This is a genomic window from Neobacillus sp. DZ-9 (genome assembly GCF_059587065.1).
Map to the genome: position 1 here is coordinate 45,408 of NZ_JCAIOL010000017.1, position 17,442 is coordinate 62,849.

General features: G+C 41.5%; 17 protein-coding genes, 1 pseudogene and 2 other annotated features (1 of these 20 cut by a window edge). All 18 genes and pseudogenes read right to left on the reverse strand.

The genetic code is table 11. From position 1 onward, the window contains the following. Positions 1–123, reverse strand: a pseudogene (locus AC59HZ_RS28905) (30S ribosomal protein S12); the annotation flags it as partial. Positions 124–226: 103 nt separating this feature from the next. Further along, positions 227–475 (reverse strand): 50S ribosomal protein L7ae-like protein, encoded by a 249-nt coding sequence (locus AC59HZ_RS28910; RefSeq protein ID WP_496549191.1) that lies wholly within the window; start codon positions 473–475, stop codon positions 227–229. A 140-nt stretch (positions 476–615) separates the two neighbouring features. Then, positions 616–4,215 carry a DNA-directed RNA polymerase subunit beta' gene (gene rpoC, locus AC59HZ_RS28915; protein WP_496549192.1) on the reverse strand — a complete coding sequence of 1,200 codons (3,600 nt, stop codon included), beginning with the start codon at positions 4,213–4,215 and terminating at the stop codon, positions 616–618. Between the two features lie 281 nt (positions 4,216–4,496). Continuing rightward, complete coding sequence (gene rpoB / locus AC59HZ_RS28920) at positions 4,497–8,057, reverse strand: DNA-directed RNA polymerase subunit beta (RefSeq protein WP_496549193.1); 3,561 nt, start codon at positions 8,055–8,057, stop codon at positions 4,497–4,499. A 256-nt stretch (positions 8,058–8,313) separates the two neighbouring features. Next, complete coding sequence (locus tag AC59HZ_RS28925) at positions 8,314–8,913, reverse strand: class I SAM-dependent methyltransferase (protein ID WP_496549194.1); 600 nt, start codon at positions 8,911–8,913, stop codon at positions 8,314–8,316. 88 nt (positions 8,914–9,001) lie between these two features. Further along, a complete protein-coding gene (gene rplL, locus AC59HZ_RS28930) occupies positions 9,002–9,364 on the reverse strand; it encodes a 50S ribosomal protein L7/L12 (protein WP_496549195.1) in 363 nt (120 codons plus the stop codon). A gap of 56 nt (positions 9,365–9,420) precedes the next feature. Then, on the reverse strand, positions 9,421–9,921 hold the full coding sequence (gene rplJ / locus AC59HZ_RS28935; RefSeq protein WP_496549196.1) for a 50S ribosomal protein L10: 501 nt from the start codon (positions 9,919–9,921) through the stop codon (positions 9,421–9,423). A gap of 33 nt (positions 9,922–9,954) precedes the next feature. Next, positions 9,955–10,100, reverse strand: a sequence feature (ribosomal protein L10 leader region). Between the two features lie 53 nt (positions 10,101–10,153). Next, positions 10,154–10,852 carry a 50S ribosomal protein L1 gene (gene rplA / locus AC59HZ_RS28940; protein ID WP_496549197.1) on the reverse strand — a complete coding sequence of 233 codons (699 nt, stop codon included), beginning with the start codon at positions 10,850–10,852 and terminating at the stop codon, positions 10,154–10,156. Between the two features lie 109 nt (positions 10,853–10,961). Then, positions 10,962–11,387, reverse strand: coding sequence for a 50S ribosomal protein L11 (gene rplK, locus AC59HZ_RS28945; protein WP_223595882.1), 426 nt, complete (start codon positions 11,385–11,387; stop codon positions 10,962–10,964). Positions 11,388–11,723: 336 nt separating this feature from the next. After that, positions 11,724–12,257, reverse strand: a complete 534-nt coding sequence (nusG, locus tag AC59HZ_RS28950) for a transcription termination/antitermination protein NusG (RefSeq protein ID WP_496549198.1) — start codon at positions 12,255–12,257, stop codon at positions 11,724–11,726. A gap of 116 nt (positions 12,258–12,373) precedes the next feature. Beyond that, the gene (secE, locus tag AC59HZ_RS28955; protein ID WP_430067750.1) at positions 12,374–12,556 is read right to left on the reverse strand and encodes a preprotein translocase subunit SecE; all 183 of its coding nucleotides are present in this window, start codon (positions 12,554–12,556) and stop codon (positions 12,374–12,376) included. Positions 12,557–12,606: 50 nt separating this feature from the next. Then, entirely contained in the window at positions 12,607–12,753 is a 147-nt protein-coding gene (gene rpmG, locus AC59HZ_RS28960; protein ID WP_496549199.1) for a 50S ribosomal protein L33, read from the reverse strand. A gap of 100 nt (positions 12,754–12,853) precedes the next feature. After that, positions 12,854–13,504, reverse strand: a complete 651-nt coding sequence (gene sigH, locus AC59HZ_RS28965; RefSeq protein WP_496549200.1) for an RNA polymerase sporulation sigma factor SigH — start codon at positions 13,502–13,504, stop codon at positions 12,854–12,856. A gap of 69 nt (positions 13,505–13,573) precedes the next feature. After that, on the reverse strand, positions 13,574–14,083 hold the full coding sequence (locus AC59HZ_RS28970; protein ID WP_496549201.1) for an NYN domain-containing protein: 510 nt from the start codon (positions 14,081–14,083) through the stop codon (positions 13,574–13,576). A gap of 2 nt (positions 14,084–14,085) precedes the next feature. Next, positions 14,086–14,829 carry a 23S rRNA (guanosine(2251)-2'-O)-methyltransferase RlmB gene (gene rlmB / locus AC59HZ_RS28975; protein ID WP_496549202.1) on the reverse strand — a complete coding sequence of 248 codons (744 nt, stop codon included), beginning with the start codon at positions 14,827–14,829 and terminating at the stop codon, positions 14,086–14,088. Then, on the reverse strand, positions 14,826–15,251 hold the full coding sequence (locus AC59HZ_RS28980) for a Mini-ribonuclease 3 (protein ID WP_496549203.1): 426 nt from the start codon (positions 15,249–15,251) through the stop codon (positions 14,826–14,828). The genes rlmB and AC59HZ_RS28980 overlap by 4 nt, the downstream gene beginning before the upstream one ends. Positions 15,252–15,254: 3 nt before the next feature. Next, positions 15,255–16,652, reverse strand: a complete 1,398-nt coding sequence (cysS, locus tag AC59HZ_RS28985; RefSeq protein ID WP_496549204.1) for a cysteine--tRNA ligase — start codon at positions 16,650–16,652, stop codon at positions 15,255–15,257. Next, a complete protein-coding gene (cysE, locus tag AC59HZ_RS28990; RefSeq protein WP_496549205.1) occupies positions 16,633–17,301 on the reverse strand; it encodes a serine O-acetyltransferase in 669 nt (222 codons plus the stop codon). Before cysE ends, cysS begins: the two co-directional genes overlap by 20 nt. 117 nt (positions 17,302–17,418) lie before the next feature. Further along, positions 17,419–17,442 (reverse strand) — a binding site (T-box leader); it runs 209 nt beyond the window's last position.

Here is a 17,442-nt window from a genome sequence, read left to right on the forward strand (position 1 = left end):
TGGTGAAGATACATCAGTTTGTGATTTCTTGAAGCTGTTGTAACCTTTATTTAGCGCAGGTGATTTTGACTTTTCCTCTTTAGATTGACGAGGCTTGCGCACTAATTGGTTAATAGTAGGCATGAATTTTTCCTCCCTTCATTATTTGTAAGCCCACACATCCAGGTGGTTCATTTTTTTGCAAAAACAAAGTTTTTGCAGACTACTCTATCTACAAAAACAGTTTTTAACGGATAATTGCTACAGCTGCCGCACCTACTTCAATCCCGCACGCTTTCCCGAGCTTTTTCATCGAGTCAACGTATTGGACCGGAACGTTGAATCCAAGAGCTTCTTCTACAATCTTTCCAGTAACCTTTGGTTCTGCATCGATTGCGACGAAAATTTCTTGAACTTTCCCTTCCTTTAGGGCTTTCACTGTTTGTTTAGTTCCTATAATGATCTTTTGTGCCTGTAATACTTTTTCATAAGACATTAACCATATCCTCCAAAGTATCAGGTGAATAGGAGCACCTTTGATATAGTAACATCTTCGAAATAAGATGTCAACAATACATTGAATATTTTTCTTAAAATACGGTATCTGCCATTGGGCAGATACCGTACAAAATATTTTTAATCTACTGCCACTGTTTCTTCAGAAGTCGTATCCCTCAAGACAGGCTCTGCTTTGCGGTAGCGCTGCATGCCGGTACCAGCTGGTACAAGTTTTCCGATGATAACATTTTCTTTTAAGCCAAGTAATTCATCGCGCTTGCCTTTGATCGCTGCATCGGTAAGAACTCTTGTTGTTTCTTGGAACGATGCTGCTGACAAGAATGAATCGGTTTCAAGTGATGCTTTTGTAATACCAAGTAAAACAGGACGGCCTGTCGCCGGCATTTTCCCAGACAGTAATGCTTTTTCGTTCGCATCCGTAAACTGGTGAATATCCAGAAGTGTACCAGGTAATACATCAGTTTCACCCGCATCGCTGACACGGATTTTACGCAGCATTTGACGTACCATTACTTCAACGTGCTTATCCCCAATTTCTACCCCTTGCATACGATAAACCTTTTGTACTTCACGCAATAGGTATTCTTGAACAGATGTAACGTCTTTTACTTTAATTAATTCTTTAGGGTCAATAGAACCTTCCGTTAATTCTTGGCCACGTCCAACCTGATCGTTGATAGCAACCTTCAAGCGTGCTGTGTATGGTGCATTATAAGAACGTGATTCAACCTCGCCTTGAACAACAATTTCATGCTGGCGGTCACGCCCTTCGTTGATACCCACAACAATACCATCAATTTCAGAAATAACGGCAACCCCTTTAGGGTTACGGGCTTCGAAAATCTCTTGGATACGCGGTAAACCTTGAGTGATATCGTCTCCGGCTACCCCACCCGTATGGAACGTACGCATGGTTAACTGTGTACCTGGTTCACCGATGGATTGAGCAGCGATAATACCAACTGCTTCGCCCACTTCGACCTCTTGACCAGTTGCCAAGTTGCGTCCATAACACTTCTTACATACACCATGTCGGGTATTACATGTAAAGGCAGAGCGAATTTTTACGATTTCAATACCTGCACCAACAATGATTTCCGCTAAATCTTCAGTAATCAGACCATTTTCAGGAACAAGCACTTCTTTTGTTTCAGGATGCTTAATTGCTTTGCGTGCATAGCGTCCGATTAAGCGTTCATCCAAGCCTTCAATGATTTCCGTACCGTCTTTTAAGGCACTGATTGTAAAGCCGCGATCGGTTCCGCAATCATCTTCTCGGACTATAACATCCTGTGCAACGTCAACAAGACGACGAGTCAAGTAACCAGAGTCAGCGGTTTTAAGAGCGGTATCGGCAAGACCTTTACGCGCACCGTGTGTAGAGATAAAGTACTCTAATACCGTTAATCCTTCACGGAAACTTGATTTAATCGGTAACTCGATGATACGTCCAGCCGGGTTGGCCATCAAGCCGCGCATACCAGCAAGCTGGGTGAAGTTTGAGGCGTTACCACGGGCACCGGAATCAGACATCATGAAAATTGGGTTGGTTTTATTCAAGGATTTCATCAGCTTGCCTTGAATGGTATCTTTAGCTGCACTCCAGATGGCGATAACACGGTCATAACGCTCATCTTCGGTAATTAAACCACGTCTGAACTGTTTCAAAACGTTATCTACTTTACCTTGTGCTTCTTTCAGAATTTCTTGTTTTTCGCCTAGTACGACGATATCTGCCACACCAACAGTAATACCAGCTTTAGTTGAATGCTTAAATCCTAAGTCTTTCATGCGGTCAAGCATTTTTGACGTTTCAGTAATCTTGAAACGCTTGAATACTTCTGCAATGATATTTCCAAGGATTTTCTTCTTGAACGGATCAACTAATGGCATATCTTTGATTTTCGCAGAGATATCTTCGCCTTTTTCTACAAAATATTTGGCAGGTGTTTCAACTTCTAAATTGTGTCGAGTTGGTTCATTAATATACGGGAATGATTTTGGCAGAATTTCATTAAAAATAAGCTTACCAACGGTTGTGATTAATAACTTATTATTTTGCTCTTCTGTAAAAGTTTCATTTCCCAATGATCCGGCATGAACAGCGACACGAGTATGGAAGTGAGCATAACCATTTTGATATGCTAGCACCGCTTCGTTTGTATCTTTAAAAATCATACCTTCGCCGACTGTACCCTCACGCTCAAGAGTTAAGTAATAGTTACCTAAAACCATGTCCTGAGACGGTGTAACAACCGGTTTACCATCTTTAGGGTTCAAGATGTTTTGGGCAGCAAGCATTAAAAGACGTGCTTCTGCTTGTGCTTCAGATGAAAGCGGTACGTGAACCGCCATTTGGTCACCGTCGAAGTCCGCGTTATATGCTGTACATACAAGCGGGTGAAGTCGAATTGCTCTACCTTCAACTAGTGTAGGCTCGAATGCTTGGATCCCTAATCTATGCAGTGTAGGGGCACGGTTTAATAAAACCGGATGCTCTCTGATAACATCTTCAAGTACATCCCAAACATCTGGAGATACTCGTTCAATTTTACGTTTTGCTGATTTAATATTATGGGCTAGACCTTTTTCAACAAGCTCCTTCATCACAAATGGCTTGAATAGTTCAAGTGCCATTTCTTTCGGAAGGCCGCACTGATACATTTTTAGGTTTGGACCTACAACGATTACAGAACGTCCTGAATAGTCAACACGTTTTCCGAGCAGGTTTTGACGGAAACGTCCTTGCTTTCCTTTTAACATATGGGAAAGTGACTTCAACGGACGGTTACCAGGACCTGTAACAGGACGACCACGGCGGCCGTTATCAATCAAGGCGTCAACGGCTTCTTGAAGCATCCGCTTTTCGTTTTGAACGATAATGCTAGGTGCACCAAGATCTAATAAACGCTTAAGACGATTGTTACGGTTAATCACTCGACGGTAAAGATCGTTTAAGTCAGATGTTGCAAATCTTCCGCCATCCAATTGAACCATTGGACGTAATTCTGGCGGTATTACTGGCAGAACATCGAGAATCATCCATGAAGGCTCGTTGCCTGAACCACGGAATGCTTCTAAGACTTCAAGGCGCTTAATCGCACGCGTACGGCGCTGGCCTTGTGCAGTTTTCAATTCTTCCTTTAAGCTATCTACTTCTTTTTCTAAATCGATATCAGAAAGAAGCTTTTTAATCGCTTCGGCACCCATGGCAGCTTGGAATTTGTTTCCGTACTTTTCACGGTAAGCCCGATATTCTTTTTCAGAAAGTAGTTGCTTTTTATCAAGTGCAGTATCACCGGATTCAGTTACGACATAGGAAGCAAAATAAATAACTTCCTCGAGCGCCCTTGGGGACATGTCTAACACAAGACCCATCCGGCTTGGGATTCCTTTAAAATACCAAATATGAGAAACAGGTGCAGCTAGCTCAATATGACCCATACGTTCACGGCGAACTTTCGCACGTGTTACTTCAACGCCGCATCGGTCACAGACTACACCTTTATAACGGACACGCTTGTACTTCCCGCAATGACATTCCCAGTCCTTTGTCGGACCGAAGATACGCTCACAGAATAAACCGTCCTTTTCTGGCTTTAACGTACGATAGTTAATGGTTTCTGGCTTTTTGACTTCTCCGAACGACCATGAACGGATTTTATCCGGTGAAGCAAGACCAATTTTCATATACTCAAAATTATTAACGTCTATCAAGGGGCCTACCTCCCTTTCGTTCTCCAGGTTTTACCCTTAGTGCATAATAAAGCGGAAGCGCGCGTCTTAGCCCCGACAAGCATAAGACGAAATCCGCAAGAAGGCGTTTTTTGCCTTCTGGAGGATTTTGGCTTATGACCTCGAGCTGCTCAAAGCTAACGCTTTTCGCAAGATACTCAAGTAGCTTATTCGGGGATGAAAACTGGCTGCGCGCTGCAGCTAGGAAGTAAAGAAAGGTTAAAAGCGCACACACATTGGTTGTGCGCTTTTAACGTAAAAATCTATTCTTTTGAACCAACCTTTTCAGATTCAAAGTTTGGTGCCTCTGGAACAATGTTTAACGTATCAACTTGCTGTAAGTCATCGTCATCTTCCGTATCTCGCATTTCAATTTCTTTTTCATCGCCAGATAGAATTTTCACATCCATACCTAAGCTTTGAAGCTCTTTAATTAATACTTTGAAGGACTCAGGGACGCCAGGTTCTGGAACATTTTCACCTTTTACGATAGCTTCATATGTTTTCACACGGCCAACCACGTCATCTGATTTAACGGTAAGAATTTCTTGAAGTGTGTATGCAGCACCGTATGCTTCAAGTGCCCAAACCTCCATCTCACCGAAGCGCTGTCCGCCAAACTGAGCTTTACCGCCAAGTGGCTGCTGCGTAACAAGTGAGTAAGGTCCAGTGGAACGAGCATGCAATTTATCATCTACCATGTGTGCCAGTTTGATCATATACATGACACCAACAGAAACACGGTTATCAAATGGTTCACCGGAACGTCCATCATACAGAACTGTTTTCGCATCCCGTGCCATACCTGCTTCTTCAATCGTACCCCAAACATCTTCTTCACGGGCACCGTCAAATACAGGTGATGCAACATGAATACCAAGGTAGCGTGCTGCCATCCCAAGATGGAGCTCCAGCACCTGACCGATATTCATCCGTGATGGTACCCCTAATGGGTTTAACATGATATCAACTGGTGTACCGTCTGGAAGATATGGCATATCTTCCTCTGGTAAAATCCTTGAGATAACCCCTTTGTTTCCGTGGCGTCCTGCCATTTTATCTCCTTCAGAGATCTTACGTTTCTGAACGATATATACGCGGACAAGCTGATTCACGCCTGGTGGCAGTTCATCGCCGTCTTCACGATTAAAGACTTTAACATCAAGAACAATACCGCCACCGCCATGCGGAACGCGAAGTGATGTATCACGAACTTCACGGGCCTTTTCGCCAAAGATCGCATGAAGAAGACGCTCTTCTGCAGTCAGTTCCGTTACACCCTTAGGGGTTACTTTACCAACGAGCAGGTCTCCATCTTTTACTTCAGCACCAGTGCGGATAATACCGCGCTCATCCAAGTTGCGAAGGGCATCTTCCCCTACGTTTGGAATATCACGGGTAATTTCTTCTGGTCCAAGTTTCGTATCGCGAGATTCTGATTCATATTCTTCGATGTGGATCGATGTGTATACATCTTCTTTTACTAGACGCTGACTCATGATAATCGCGTCTTCGTAGTTGTAACCATCCCATGTCATAAAGGCAACGAGAACGTTACGTCCAAGTGCTAACTCACCTAGCTCCATGGATGGACCGTCAGCGAGAATTTCACCTTTTGTTACACGGTTTCCAACAGCCACAATTGGGCGTTGGTTATAGCAGGTTCCTTGATTGGAACGAATGAACTTTAACATGCGATATTTATCAAGATCGCCTTTTACTTCTTGTCCGTCTACCTCTTTAATACGACGAACCCATACTTCTCGCGCTTCCACGTGCTCAACAATACCTTCATGCTTACAAATAACAGCTGCACCGGAGTCTTTACCAGATACATATTCCATACCTGTTCCTACCCTTGGTGCTTCTGGCTGCATTAACGGCACAGCTTGACGCTGCATGTTCGCACCCATTAAGGCACGGTTCGAGTCATCGTTTTCAAGGAACGGAATACAAGCAGTCGCCGCAGAAACAACCTGTTTTGGTGATACATCCATATAGTCAATTCGTTCACGTTTAACTACAGTGTTTTCACCACGGAAACGGGCTACGATATCTTCATCCAAGAAAGAACCATCATCTCCTAGACGAGAGTTCGCCTGTGCCGTAACATAGTTATCTTCCTCATCTGCTGTTAAGTAATCGATTCTGCTTGTTACTTTTCCAGTATCAGGGTCAACTCTGCGATATGGTGTTTCAATAAATCCGAAACGATTTACCTTTGCATAGGATGATAAGGAGTTGATCAACCCGATGTTCGGACCTTCAGGTGTTTCAATCGGACACATCCGGCCATAGTGAGAATAGTGAACGTCACGCACTTCAAAGCCTGCACGTTCACGCGTTAATCCACCTGGTCCTAATGCAGATAGACGCCTTTTATGTGTTAATTCAGCTAACGGATTCGTTTGATCCATGAACTGCGATAATTGTGAGCTTCCGAAGAATTCTTTAATTGACGCAATTACTGGACGAATATTAATTAACTGCTGCGGAGTAATCGTCGCTGTGTCTTGAATCGACATTCTTTCACGAACTACACGCTCCATACGGGATAAACCGATACGGAATTGATTCTGCAATAGTTCTCCAACAGAACGAAGACGTCGGTTACCCAAGTGGTCGATATCATCTGTATCACCTACACCATGCAGCAGGTTAAAGAAGTAGCTGATTGATGCAATGATATCTGCAGGAGTAATATTTTTAATTGGTTCCGCAACATAAGCGTTGCCGAGAACATTAATGACTTTTTCGTTTTCATCTCCAGGAGCATAAATTTTAATGCCCTGAAGGGTAATATCTTCTTCCACTACGCCGCCAACAGGATTAAAGTTTTTGAAATTAATATGTTTTTCAAGCGCCGGTAAAATTCTATCAAGGTTCCTTCTATCAAGTACTAATCCTTTTTCAGCAATGATTTCGCCTGTTTCAGGATCAGCAAGTGATTCTGCTAAACGTTGATTGAATAAACGGTTTTTAATGTGAAGCTTCTTATTAATTTTGTAACGTCCTACATTGGCAAGGTCATAGCGCTTTGGATCGAAGAAACGGGAAACTAATAAGCTTTTTGCGTTATCAACGGTAGGCGGTTCACCTGGACGAAGGCGTTCATAGATTTCTAGTAACGCTTTGTCTACACCTTCCGTGTTGTCCTTTTCAAGCGTGTTGCGGATATATTCGTTGTCACCAATCAATTCAATGATTTCTTGATCAGAGCCGAACCCAAGGGCACGCAAAAGAACCGTAACGGGCAGTTTCCGAGTACGATCTATTCTGACATATACGACATCTTTGGCATCAGTTTCATACTCAAGCCAAGCGCCGCGGTTCGGAATTACAGTTGCTGTAAATCCTTTTTTTCCGTTTTTATCAAGCTTGCCACTGAAGTAGACACTCGGCGAGCGCACTAATTGTGAGACAATAACGCGTTCTGCACCATTGATAACAAACGTGCCTGTTTCAGTCATGAGCGGGAAATCACCCATGAAGACATCCTGATCTTTTACTTCGCCTGTTTCTTTGTTTACAAGACGTACTTTTACACGCAATGGAGCTGAATATGTAACGTCCCGTTCTTTAGACTCTTCAACAGAATACTTTGGATCGCCAAGACTGTAATCAATAAATTCTAGTGATAGGTTACCAGTAAAGTCTTCAATCGGTGAAATATCCTGGAACATTTCACGTAATCCCTCATCAAGAAACCATTGATAGGAAGAGGTTTGGATTTCGATTAGATTTGGTAATTCTAAAACTTCACTGATTCGCGCGTAACTTCTTCGTTGGCGGTGTCGTCCATACTGAACTAGTTGACCTGTCAACTGATTCACCCCTCAAATCAAGCGTTATTTAAAAAAATCTATTACATCCTATAGAAAGAACTGAAGTCATTTCTATAAGACAAAAAGAAAAAGGGTTTTTTGCTCAAAAACCACATTTTCACATTTTAACTATTATTTTGTCATCATTTCCTTCTTACTCCAATTTTATACTTAAAAAACAAGTATTTTAAGGAATAATTCGGTAAATATTATGATGGCATTTTATAATGCTACCACAATGACAATTCCGAGTCAACTATTTTATCGCCTTTATGATAAAATAACCTTTCGATTTGTCAATAGTTTCTACATGGGAAAATAAAGTTTTTAATTTTTCAAGCGCGGATGGTGCACCTTGTTTCTTTTGAATGACTACCCAAAGCTCTCCTTGCTCAACAAGATGTTCATAGCTTTGCTCAAAAATATCATGCACCGTCTTTTTTCCAGCTCTAATCGGCGGATTTGTAAGAATAGCAGAGAAAGAATTCTCCTTCACATTTTCCAGCCGATCACTTTCATAAATTTTCACATTGTCAATACGGTTGAGTTCCGCATTTTCCTTAGCTAATTCAAGCGCCCGCTCATTAACATCAACCATATGTACAAGTCGATCTTGATAGGTTTTCGCCAAAGACAACCCAATCGGTCCATAGCCGCAGCCAATATCCAGTACAAACCCTTCCACAGCCGGCAATTCAAAAGACTCAATTAATAACCGTGAGCCAAAATCTACTTCTCTTTTAGAAAAAACACCATTATCCGTTTTAAAACGGAAGGTATGGTTTTTTAAGCTGAAATCCCAATATTTCGGATCACTTTCAACCTTTTGGGTTCGAGAATAGTAGTGTTCTGACAATAGACTCACCTCCAGAGGAGTATATATTGTAGAAAATTGAGGAAGTAGAAAAAAGCCCGCTTATACAGCGAGCTTTCTTATATCAAAATTACTTAACTTCAACGTTTGCTCCAACTTCATCAAGCTTAGCTTTGATTGCTTCAGCTTCTTCTTTAGCAATGCCTTCTTTGATTGGCTTTGGAGTGTTGTCAACAAGATCTTTTGCTTCTTTAAGACCAAGACCAGTGATTTCACGAACAACTTTGATAACCTTGATTTTTTGGTCTCCAGCGCCAGCTAGGATTACGTCGAATTCTGTTTTTTCTTCAACAGCAGCAGCACCAGCTCCGCCTACCATTGCTACAGGAGCAGCAGCAGTTACGCCGAATTCTTCTTCAATTGCTTTTACTAGATCGTTAAGTTCTAAAACAGTCATATTTTTAACTGCTTCAATAATTTGTTCTTTAGTCATGATTATGTTTCCTCCTTAGTTTTCGTTTACTATTTTAATTTGCGTTTAAGATTAACTTACGCGCCTTGTTCTTCTTTTTGTTCTGCCACAGCTTTTGTAGCAAGAGCAAGATTGCGGATTGGAGCTTGTAGTACGCTGAGTAGCATAGATAGCAAGCCTTCGCGTGAAGGAAGTTCAGCAAGAGCTTTAACCTCTTCAACTGTTGCAACATTACCTTCAATTACACCTGCTTTAATTTCAAGTGCTTCATGCTTTTTCGCGAAGTCGTTTAGGATCTTCGCTGGAGCAACTACATCTTCAGTACTGAACGCGATTGCGTTTGGACCTGTTAATGCATCATTTAAGCCATTAAGCTCAGCAGCTTCTGCAGCACGGCGAGTCATAGTGTTTTTGTAAACTTTGAACTCAATACCAGCTTCACGAAGTTGTTTACGAAGTTCAGTTACTTCAGCAACTGTTAGTCCGCGGTAATCAACAACGATTGTTGATACGCTGCTTTTTAATTTATCGGTGATTTCTTCAACAATATGTTTTTTTGCTTCGATTGCACTGCTCATCTTTACACCTCCTGTAGAATTTCTACATTTATACCAGGCAAGTAAAAGCCTCCATATCGATCTAAGACATGGAGGCAGCATATAACAACTGAACAACTCAGTTGAATCTATTCGCTCTACCTCGGCAGGACATTAAGCTTTAAGGCACCTGCTGTCTTCAGTACAAATGTTTATTATATTAAACAACAAAATATATTCTATATGATGTTGTTTTAATTGTCAATTGGTAAAATTATCTAGCTGCAACTGTAGAAGGATCTACTTTTACGCCAGGGCCCATTGTTGAAGTAACAGTTACGTTCTTCATGTATGTTCCTTTTGCAGCAGATGGTTTAACTTTTAACATTGTTTCAAATACAGTTGTAAAGTTTTCAACAAGCTTTTCGTTTTCGAAAGATGCTTTTCCGATTGGCACGTGGATGTTTCCAGCTTTGTCAACACGGTATTCAACTTTACCTGCTTTGATTTCATTGATGGCTTTTGTTACATCAAATGTAACTGTACCAGTCTTAGGGTTTGGCATTAAACCTTTAGGTCCTAATACACGACCAAGTTTACCAACTTCACCCATCATGTCAGGAGTTGCAACGATTACATCAAACTCGAACCAACCTTGTTGGATTTTGTTGATGTATTCTGAATCTCCTACAAAGTCAGCGCCAGCTGCTTCAGCTTCTTTCACTTTTTCACCCTTCGCGAATACTAGTACACGTTGAGTTTTACCAGTTCCGTTTGGAAGCACAACAGCTCCACGGATTTGCTGGTCAGCTTTCTTAGGGTCAACGCCTAAGCGGAAAGCAACTTCAAGAGTTGCATCAAATTTTGCAAAGTTTGTTTGTTTCGCAAGCTCAACTGCATCTGCAATTGGGTAAGCTTTTGTACGATCTACAAGCTTTGCAGCTTCTAGGTACTTTTTACCTTTTTTAGCCATTTTTATTTCCTCCTAAATTGTGGTTTTAGCGAATAATTCTCCCACGAATAAGGGCTGCGAGTATTATTAACGCGCAACCCCTCATTAAAAACAACCAGTTTCACATGGATTAATCTTCGATTACGATACCCATGCTGCGTGCAGTACCTTCAACCATGCGCATTGCTGCTTCAACGCTAGCTGCGTTAAGGTCAGGCATTTTTTGTTCCGCAATCTCGCGTACTGTACCACGCTTTACTGTTGCTACCTTATTACGGTTAGGCTGGCCTGAACCAGACTGAATTCCAGCTGCTACTTTCAAAAGAACGGCAGCAGGAGGAGTTTTCGTAATAAATGTAAATGAACGGTCTTCAAATACCGTGATTTCAACAGGAATGATCAATCCAGCTTGATCTGCTGTACGAGCGTTAAATTCCTTACAGAATCCCATGATGTTAACACCTGCTTGACCTAGTGCAGGTCCAACTGGTGGTGCAGGGTTTGCTTTACCAGCAGGGATTTGTAATTTAACAACTTTAATTACTTTTTTAGCCACGAGACACACCTCCTTAAAGTCCGTGATGTGGTAATTGGGAACCTTAGGAACCCTCCCACTCAGGCAAATAGTCTTTATATAAATACAAAGAACTTGACAAAAGTCTTGTCTCCAATTCGGAGACATACTGACCTATGAAATATTAACATTTTTTAAAAATGATTTCAAGTTTTTTTACATTAAACTTTAATTTTCTTTTAACTTTGGTTACTGTCTAGCTACAGCGCCTAGGGGCTCGAGGTCATAAGCCAATCCGGCGAGAAGGTTAAAAAACAACCTTCCCGCCGGCTCGTCTTATGCTTGTCGCCCCTGGGCAAGGCGCTTCCGCTTTTCTATTTAAAGTTTTTCAATTTGAGTAAAATCAAGCTCCACCGGGGTGTCACGGCCGAACATGTTAACAAGTACTTTAAGCTTCGCGTGGTTCTTATCCATCTCTTCAACTGTTCCAGTAAAGTTCGCGAACGGACCTTCCTTCACGCGGACTGTCTCACCGATTTCATAATCAACATCCACACGTTTTTCTTCTACACCCATACGTTTCAATAATACTTGTACCTCTTCCGGCAATAACGGAGTCGGTTTTGATCCTGAACCTGCAGATCCAACAAATCCCGTTACACCTGGTGTATTACGCACCACATACCAAGAATCATCGGTCATAACAATTTCAACTAGCACATATCCAGGGAAAACCTTTCGTTTTACAACCTTTTTCTTACCATTTTTGATTTCAGTTTCTTCTTCTTCTGGAACGACTACGCGGAAAATTTTATCCGCCATTCCCATTGATTCCACACGTTTCTCTAGATTTGCCTTTACTTTATTTTCATAACCCGAGTAAGTATGGACTACATACCAATTCTTTTCCATTTAAGAGGACTCGCGTCCGTCCCTCCCTATTTTTTTACAAATTAAAAAACCCGCGTCTACGGGTTTTAGTTCAAAATTTCTTTATTAGTCACCATTATACCATGAAGTATATCTTATTATTCAAGAATTAAACGAATCAATTTAGAAATTCCTAAATCCAGTACAGCAAAGAATGCCGCAAAAAAAACAACAGTTGATAAAACGGTAAGCGTAGAACGAGTTAGTTCGCCGCGTTTTGGCCAGCTTACTTTTCTCATTTCACGTAAAATATCACTAAAGAATTTCTTTATGCGTTGCATTTCTGTAACCCCCAGAATATCTTAATCAGCACTGCAAAAATCTATCGAAATCATTTTGTTTCTCGGTGGACTGTATGGGTTGCGCAAGTCTTACAGAATTTTTTTAATTCTAATCTTTCTGAAACTGCCTGCTTGCTTGCGGTCGAATAATTACGCGAGCCGCATTCAGCACACGCAAGAATGACTTTTTTACTCATAATAAGGCACCTTTACCCATCTTTTTTATCCCTAAAAATGTAACATGTGTCCTATTTAATGTCAATAACCATGAGAACGGATTCAAAATAATACCATCTATCAAAGCGAAAATTCGCGGATCTCTAGGTATCGCTCTAGTTTTCTTTTCACACGCTGCAAGGCATTATCGATGGATTTAACATGGCGGTTCAGTTCTTCTGATATTTCTTGATAGGACTGTCCATCAAGGTAAAGGGCTAAAACTTTTCGCTCTAAATCGCTTAATAATTCTGTCATTTTTACTTCTATATGGTCAAACTCTTCTTGATTAATGAATAATTCTTCCGGGTCAAGTACCTTGGCACCCGACAAAACATCCATTAAGGTCCGGTCCGACTCTTCATCATAGATAGGCTTGTCCAAAGAAACGTAAGAATTCAACGGAATATGCTTTTGCCGTGTGGCCGTCTTAATCGCCGTAATAATTTGCCGGGTTATGCATAGTTCGGCAAAGGCTTTGAATGAGGTGAGCTTGTCCTCACGAAAGTCACGAATAGCCTTATATAGACCAATCATTCCCTCTTGCACAATATCTTCTTTATCGGCTCCAATTAAAAAATAGGATCTTGCTTTTGCACGCACAAAATTACGATACTTATGAATTAAATAATCCAATGCTTCACTATCACCCTGATGCACTAAATCGACAATTTCTTCGTCTTCCATCCGAAAAAACTCTTCGTTGATTTTTGTCCCGAAGTCCGTACTCAAAGTAGATCCCCTCCACCGAACAAGCATAGATAGTATTATTATACATGACAAACTATGAAAATACTATGCTCATTTCTGCCCTCTGCGCCATTTTTCAAAAATTTCCGCCATTTCATCGCTAATCGGAATTTTGGACACAGGTTTTTTATCTTGGATCTTCTTCACTTTCTTTTCGATGACCTTCTCAATCGAAGACATTTCAACAAGGAGCTCGCGAGCGGATTTTCTTAACGCCCCTTGTCCAAAAATAGCCCACTGTTCTGTAAAATCGGAGGTGGCCACATGAATTTGCGTTCTCCGATTATTTAAGCTAATGGCCATTTTTTCAATCCGCTCATCGGCTGTTTCATTCTCCTTGGTAAAGATTACTTCTACCTGGTGGTTTTTATATTTTTTTTCCGTTCCTTGTACATAGTGGGCATCAAAAACAACAATAACGCGATAACCGGAAACCGCTTGGTATTCGGCCATTTGTTCCACTAAGCGGTCCCGTGCCGCCGGCAGGTCCCGGTCCTTCAACGCTCTTAGCTCCGGCCAGGCTCCAATAATGTTGTAACCGTCAACAAGCAGGATATTCATGGCTATCCCTCTAGACTATGACGTTTTCGGTATACCTCATACATCAGCAAGGCAGCAGCTACAGAGGCATTTAAAGAAGTAACTTTTCCAGCCATCGGCAAATGAATGAGAAAATCACATTTATCGCGAATCAGCCTTCCTATTCCTTTTCCTTCACTTCCAATCACTAAACCAAGCGGCAGTGTACCATCCATTTGACGATAATCCTGTTTTCCTTTTGCATCTGTACCAGCAATCCAAACACCGCGTTCCTTTAATTCATCAATCGTTCGCGCCATATTCGTAACGCGGACAACAGGGATATATTCGATTGCTCCTGTCGAAGCTTTGGCAACGGTCGCAGTAAGACCTACTGCCCTCCTCTTAGGAATAATAATACCGTGTGCACCTACGGCATCGGCGGTCCTCATAATCGAACCAAGGTTGTGCGGGTCCTCAATTTCATCCAGCAATAAAAAGAAAGGAGATTCGTTTTTCATTTCTGCAGCTGCAAACAAATCATCCATTTCTGCATATTGATATGCCGCAACATAGGCAAGGACACCTTGATGATTTTGATCCGTCACTTGATCAATTTTTTTCTTTGGGACAAATTGCACGAGCACATTCGCTTCTTTTGCCAATTGAGTCACTTGCTGCATCTGACCGCGCTGTGAGCCTTCTGCAATTAAAATTTTATTAATATCCCGTCCTGATTTTATTGCTTCGATAACTGGATTTTTTCCAACGATGTATTCCTGAGTCATCCTTGTTCCTCCTTTCTTTTTTCATCAACATACAAAAATGCCTTCTGAATAAGTTCTTCTAAACGAGCGATATTATCCGTTAAATATAAATAACCCATCAACGCCTCAAAAGCCGTACTGTATCGATAGGTTTGGACATCTGTGTTTTTTGGCACGGTTCCTGACTTAGCATTACGGCCGCGCATCACAACCGCTAATTCTTCTTCGCTTAAAAGCTCATCATCCATCATTTGAAAAAGAATTTGGCTCTGTGCTTTCGCTGATACATATCTTGTACCGGCGCGGTGAAGCTGATGGGGCCGCACCTGGCCGCCATACAAGAGATGACGCCTCACATAGGTTTCAAAAATGGCATCCCCCATGTAAGCAAGGGCGAGGCTATTCAATTGTTTGGCATCGATTGTTTGTTCATAATCAAGCATGAATTAGCCTCTTTTCCACCTAGTACCTTGAGGTGTGTCTTCTAAAATAATGTTCATATCCTTCAACTGGTCACGAATTTGATCAGACAATTGGAAGTTGCGATCTTTCCTTGCCTGGTTGCGCTGTTCGATTAATGCATCAATTTCTTCATCGAGCATTTCTTCCTTTTCAATTGTCAGACCCAGTACCTTGAAAAGGTCTTCAAATTGTTTAGTAAATGCATCAATAACTTCTACTGCTGTTGTTTTTTCTAATAGATAATAATTCGCCAGTTTAGAAAGATCAAACAATACGGAAATGGCTTTCGCTGTATTAAAATCATCATCCATCGCTTCGATGAACTGCTCGTGTAACGCAGCAATTTTTTCAAGCCATTCTTGATCGTTATGAGTAAGATCGGTACTTGCCTCTTTGCGATGCTTTAAATTTTGGTAAGAGGTCATTAACCTTTCAAAGGCCGCTTTCGTGCTTTCCAATAATTCGACGCTGTAATTGATAGGATTGCGATAATGCACTGATAACATAAAAAACCGCAGTACTTGTGGATTATGTTCCTTAATGATGTCATGCACCAAGACGAAATTACCAAGTGATTTGGACATTTTTTCATTATCGATATTAATGTAACCGTTATGCATCCAGTAGCGAGAGAACTGCTTGCCTGAAAGAGCTTCCGATTGGGCAATCTCATTTTCATGATGCGGGAAGGTTAAATCCTGGCCGCCTGCATGAATATCGATCGTATCACCAAGATATTTTTTTGCCATCGCCGAGCATTCAATATGCCAGCCCGGCCGGCCAATTCCCCATGGGCTTTCCCAGTAAATTTCCCCTTCCTTTGCTGCTTTCCATAAAGCAAAGTCTAAATCGTCCTGCTTCTTAACGCCGACTTCGATTCTGGCACCAACCTGTAAGTCATCAATTGATTGATGAGAGAGCTTTCCGTATCCCTCGAAGCTCCGGGTATGGAAATAAACATCCCCCTCGGATTCATAAGCGTAACCTTTTTCAATTAATTGGCTGATAAATTCAATAATGATATCCATATTTTCCATGACGCGAGGATGAACATCTGCTTTTTTGCATCCTAATGCCGAAACATCCTCGAAATAAGCATTGATAAATCGGTCAGCAATCGTCGGGACATCTGTTCCTAATTGATTGGCAGCGCGAATTAATTTGTCATCGACATCGGTGAAATTTGAAACATACTCTACCTTAAAGCCGCGGAATTCAAAATAACGGCGGACCGTATCAAAAACAATGGCAGGTCGGGCATTGCCGATATGGATATAATTATAGACCGTCGGACCGCAGACATACATTTTTACTTTGCCTTCCTCAAGCGGAATGAAGTCTTCTTTTTTACGCGTAAGTGTATTATAAAGTTGAATGGCCATTGACCTTTATCCTTTCTTCCTTCAATTCTTCCAGTTCATCTTTTAACTGGTCTAATTCATATTGCATATCCCTTAAACGATCAGCAATTGGATCGGGAAGGTCGCAATGATTGAAATCTTTATTAATCCGCTTGCCATCCTGAATGACAACTCTTCCGGGTACCCCTACAACCGTTGAGTTTGGCGGTACTTCCTTTAATACGACTGAACCTGCACCAATCTTGGAATTTTCCCCTACCGTAATCGAACCCAGAACTTTTGCGCCGGTGGCAATGAGGGCATTATCCTTAATAGTAGGATGCCTCTTTCCTTTTTCTTTACCAGTACCTCCGAGTGTAACCCCTTGGAAAACAGTTACATTGTCACCAATTTCACATGTTTCACCGATGACAACTCCCATACCGTGGTCGATGAAAAATCTCCTGCCTATTTTTGCCCCAGGATGGATTTCAATCCCCGTAAAAAAGCGGCTGATTTGGGAAACAACCCGGGCTAAGAAAAATAACTTCCGTTTAAAGAGTGCATGGGCGACGCGGTGTGCCCAAATGGCATGTACGCCTGAATAGGTTAGAACCACTTCTAAATAGCTGCGCGCTGCTGGATCCTGCTCAAAAACAATTTCAATATCCTCCTTCATCCTTCTAAACATTAGCCATTTCCCCCTTGGTTTTGTAAGGCTTTTTTCGTAAACTTTGTTGCTTTATACTAAAAACAACAATTTATGCGCAAATAGCCTTGTGTAAATAAAAAACGCCCCTGTCATAACGACAGAGACGCTTATGCGTGGTTC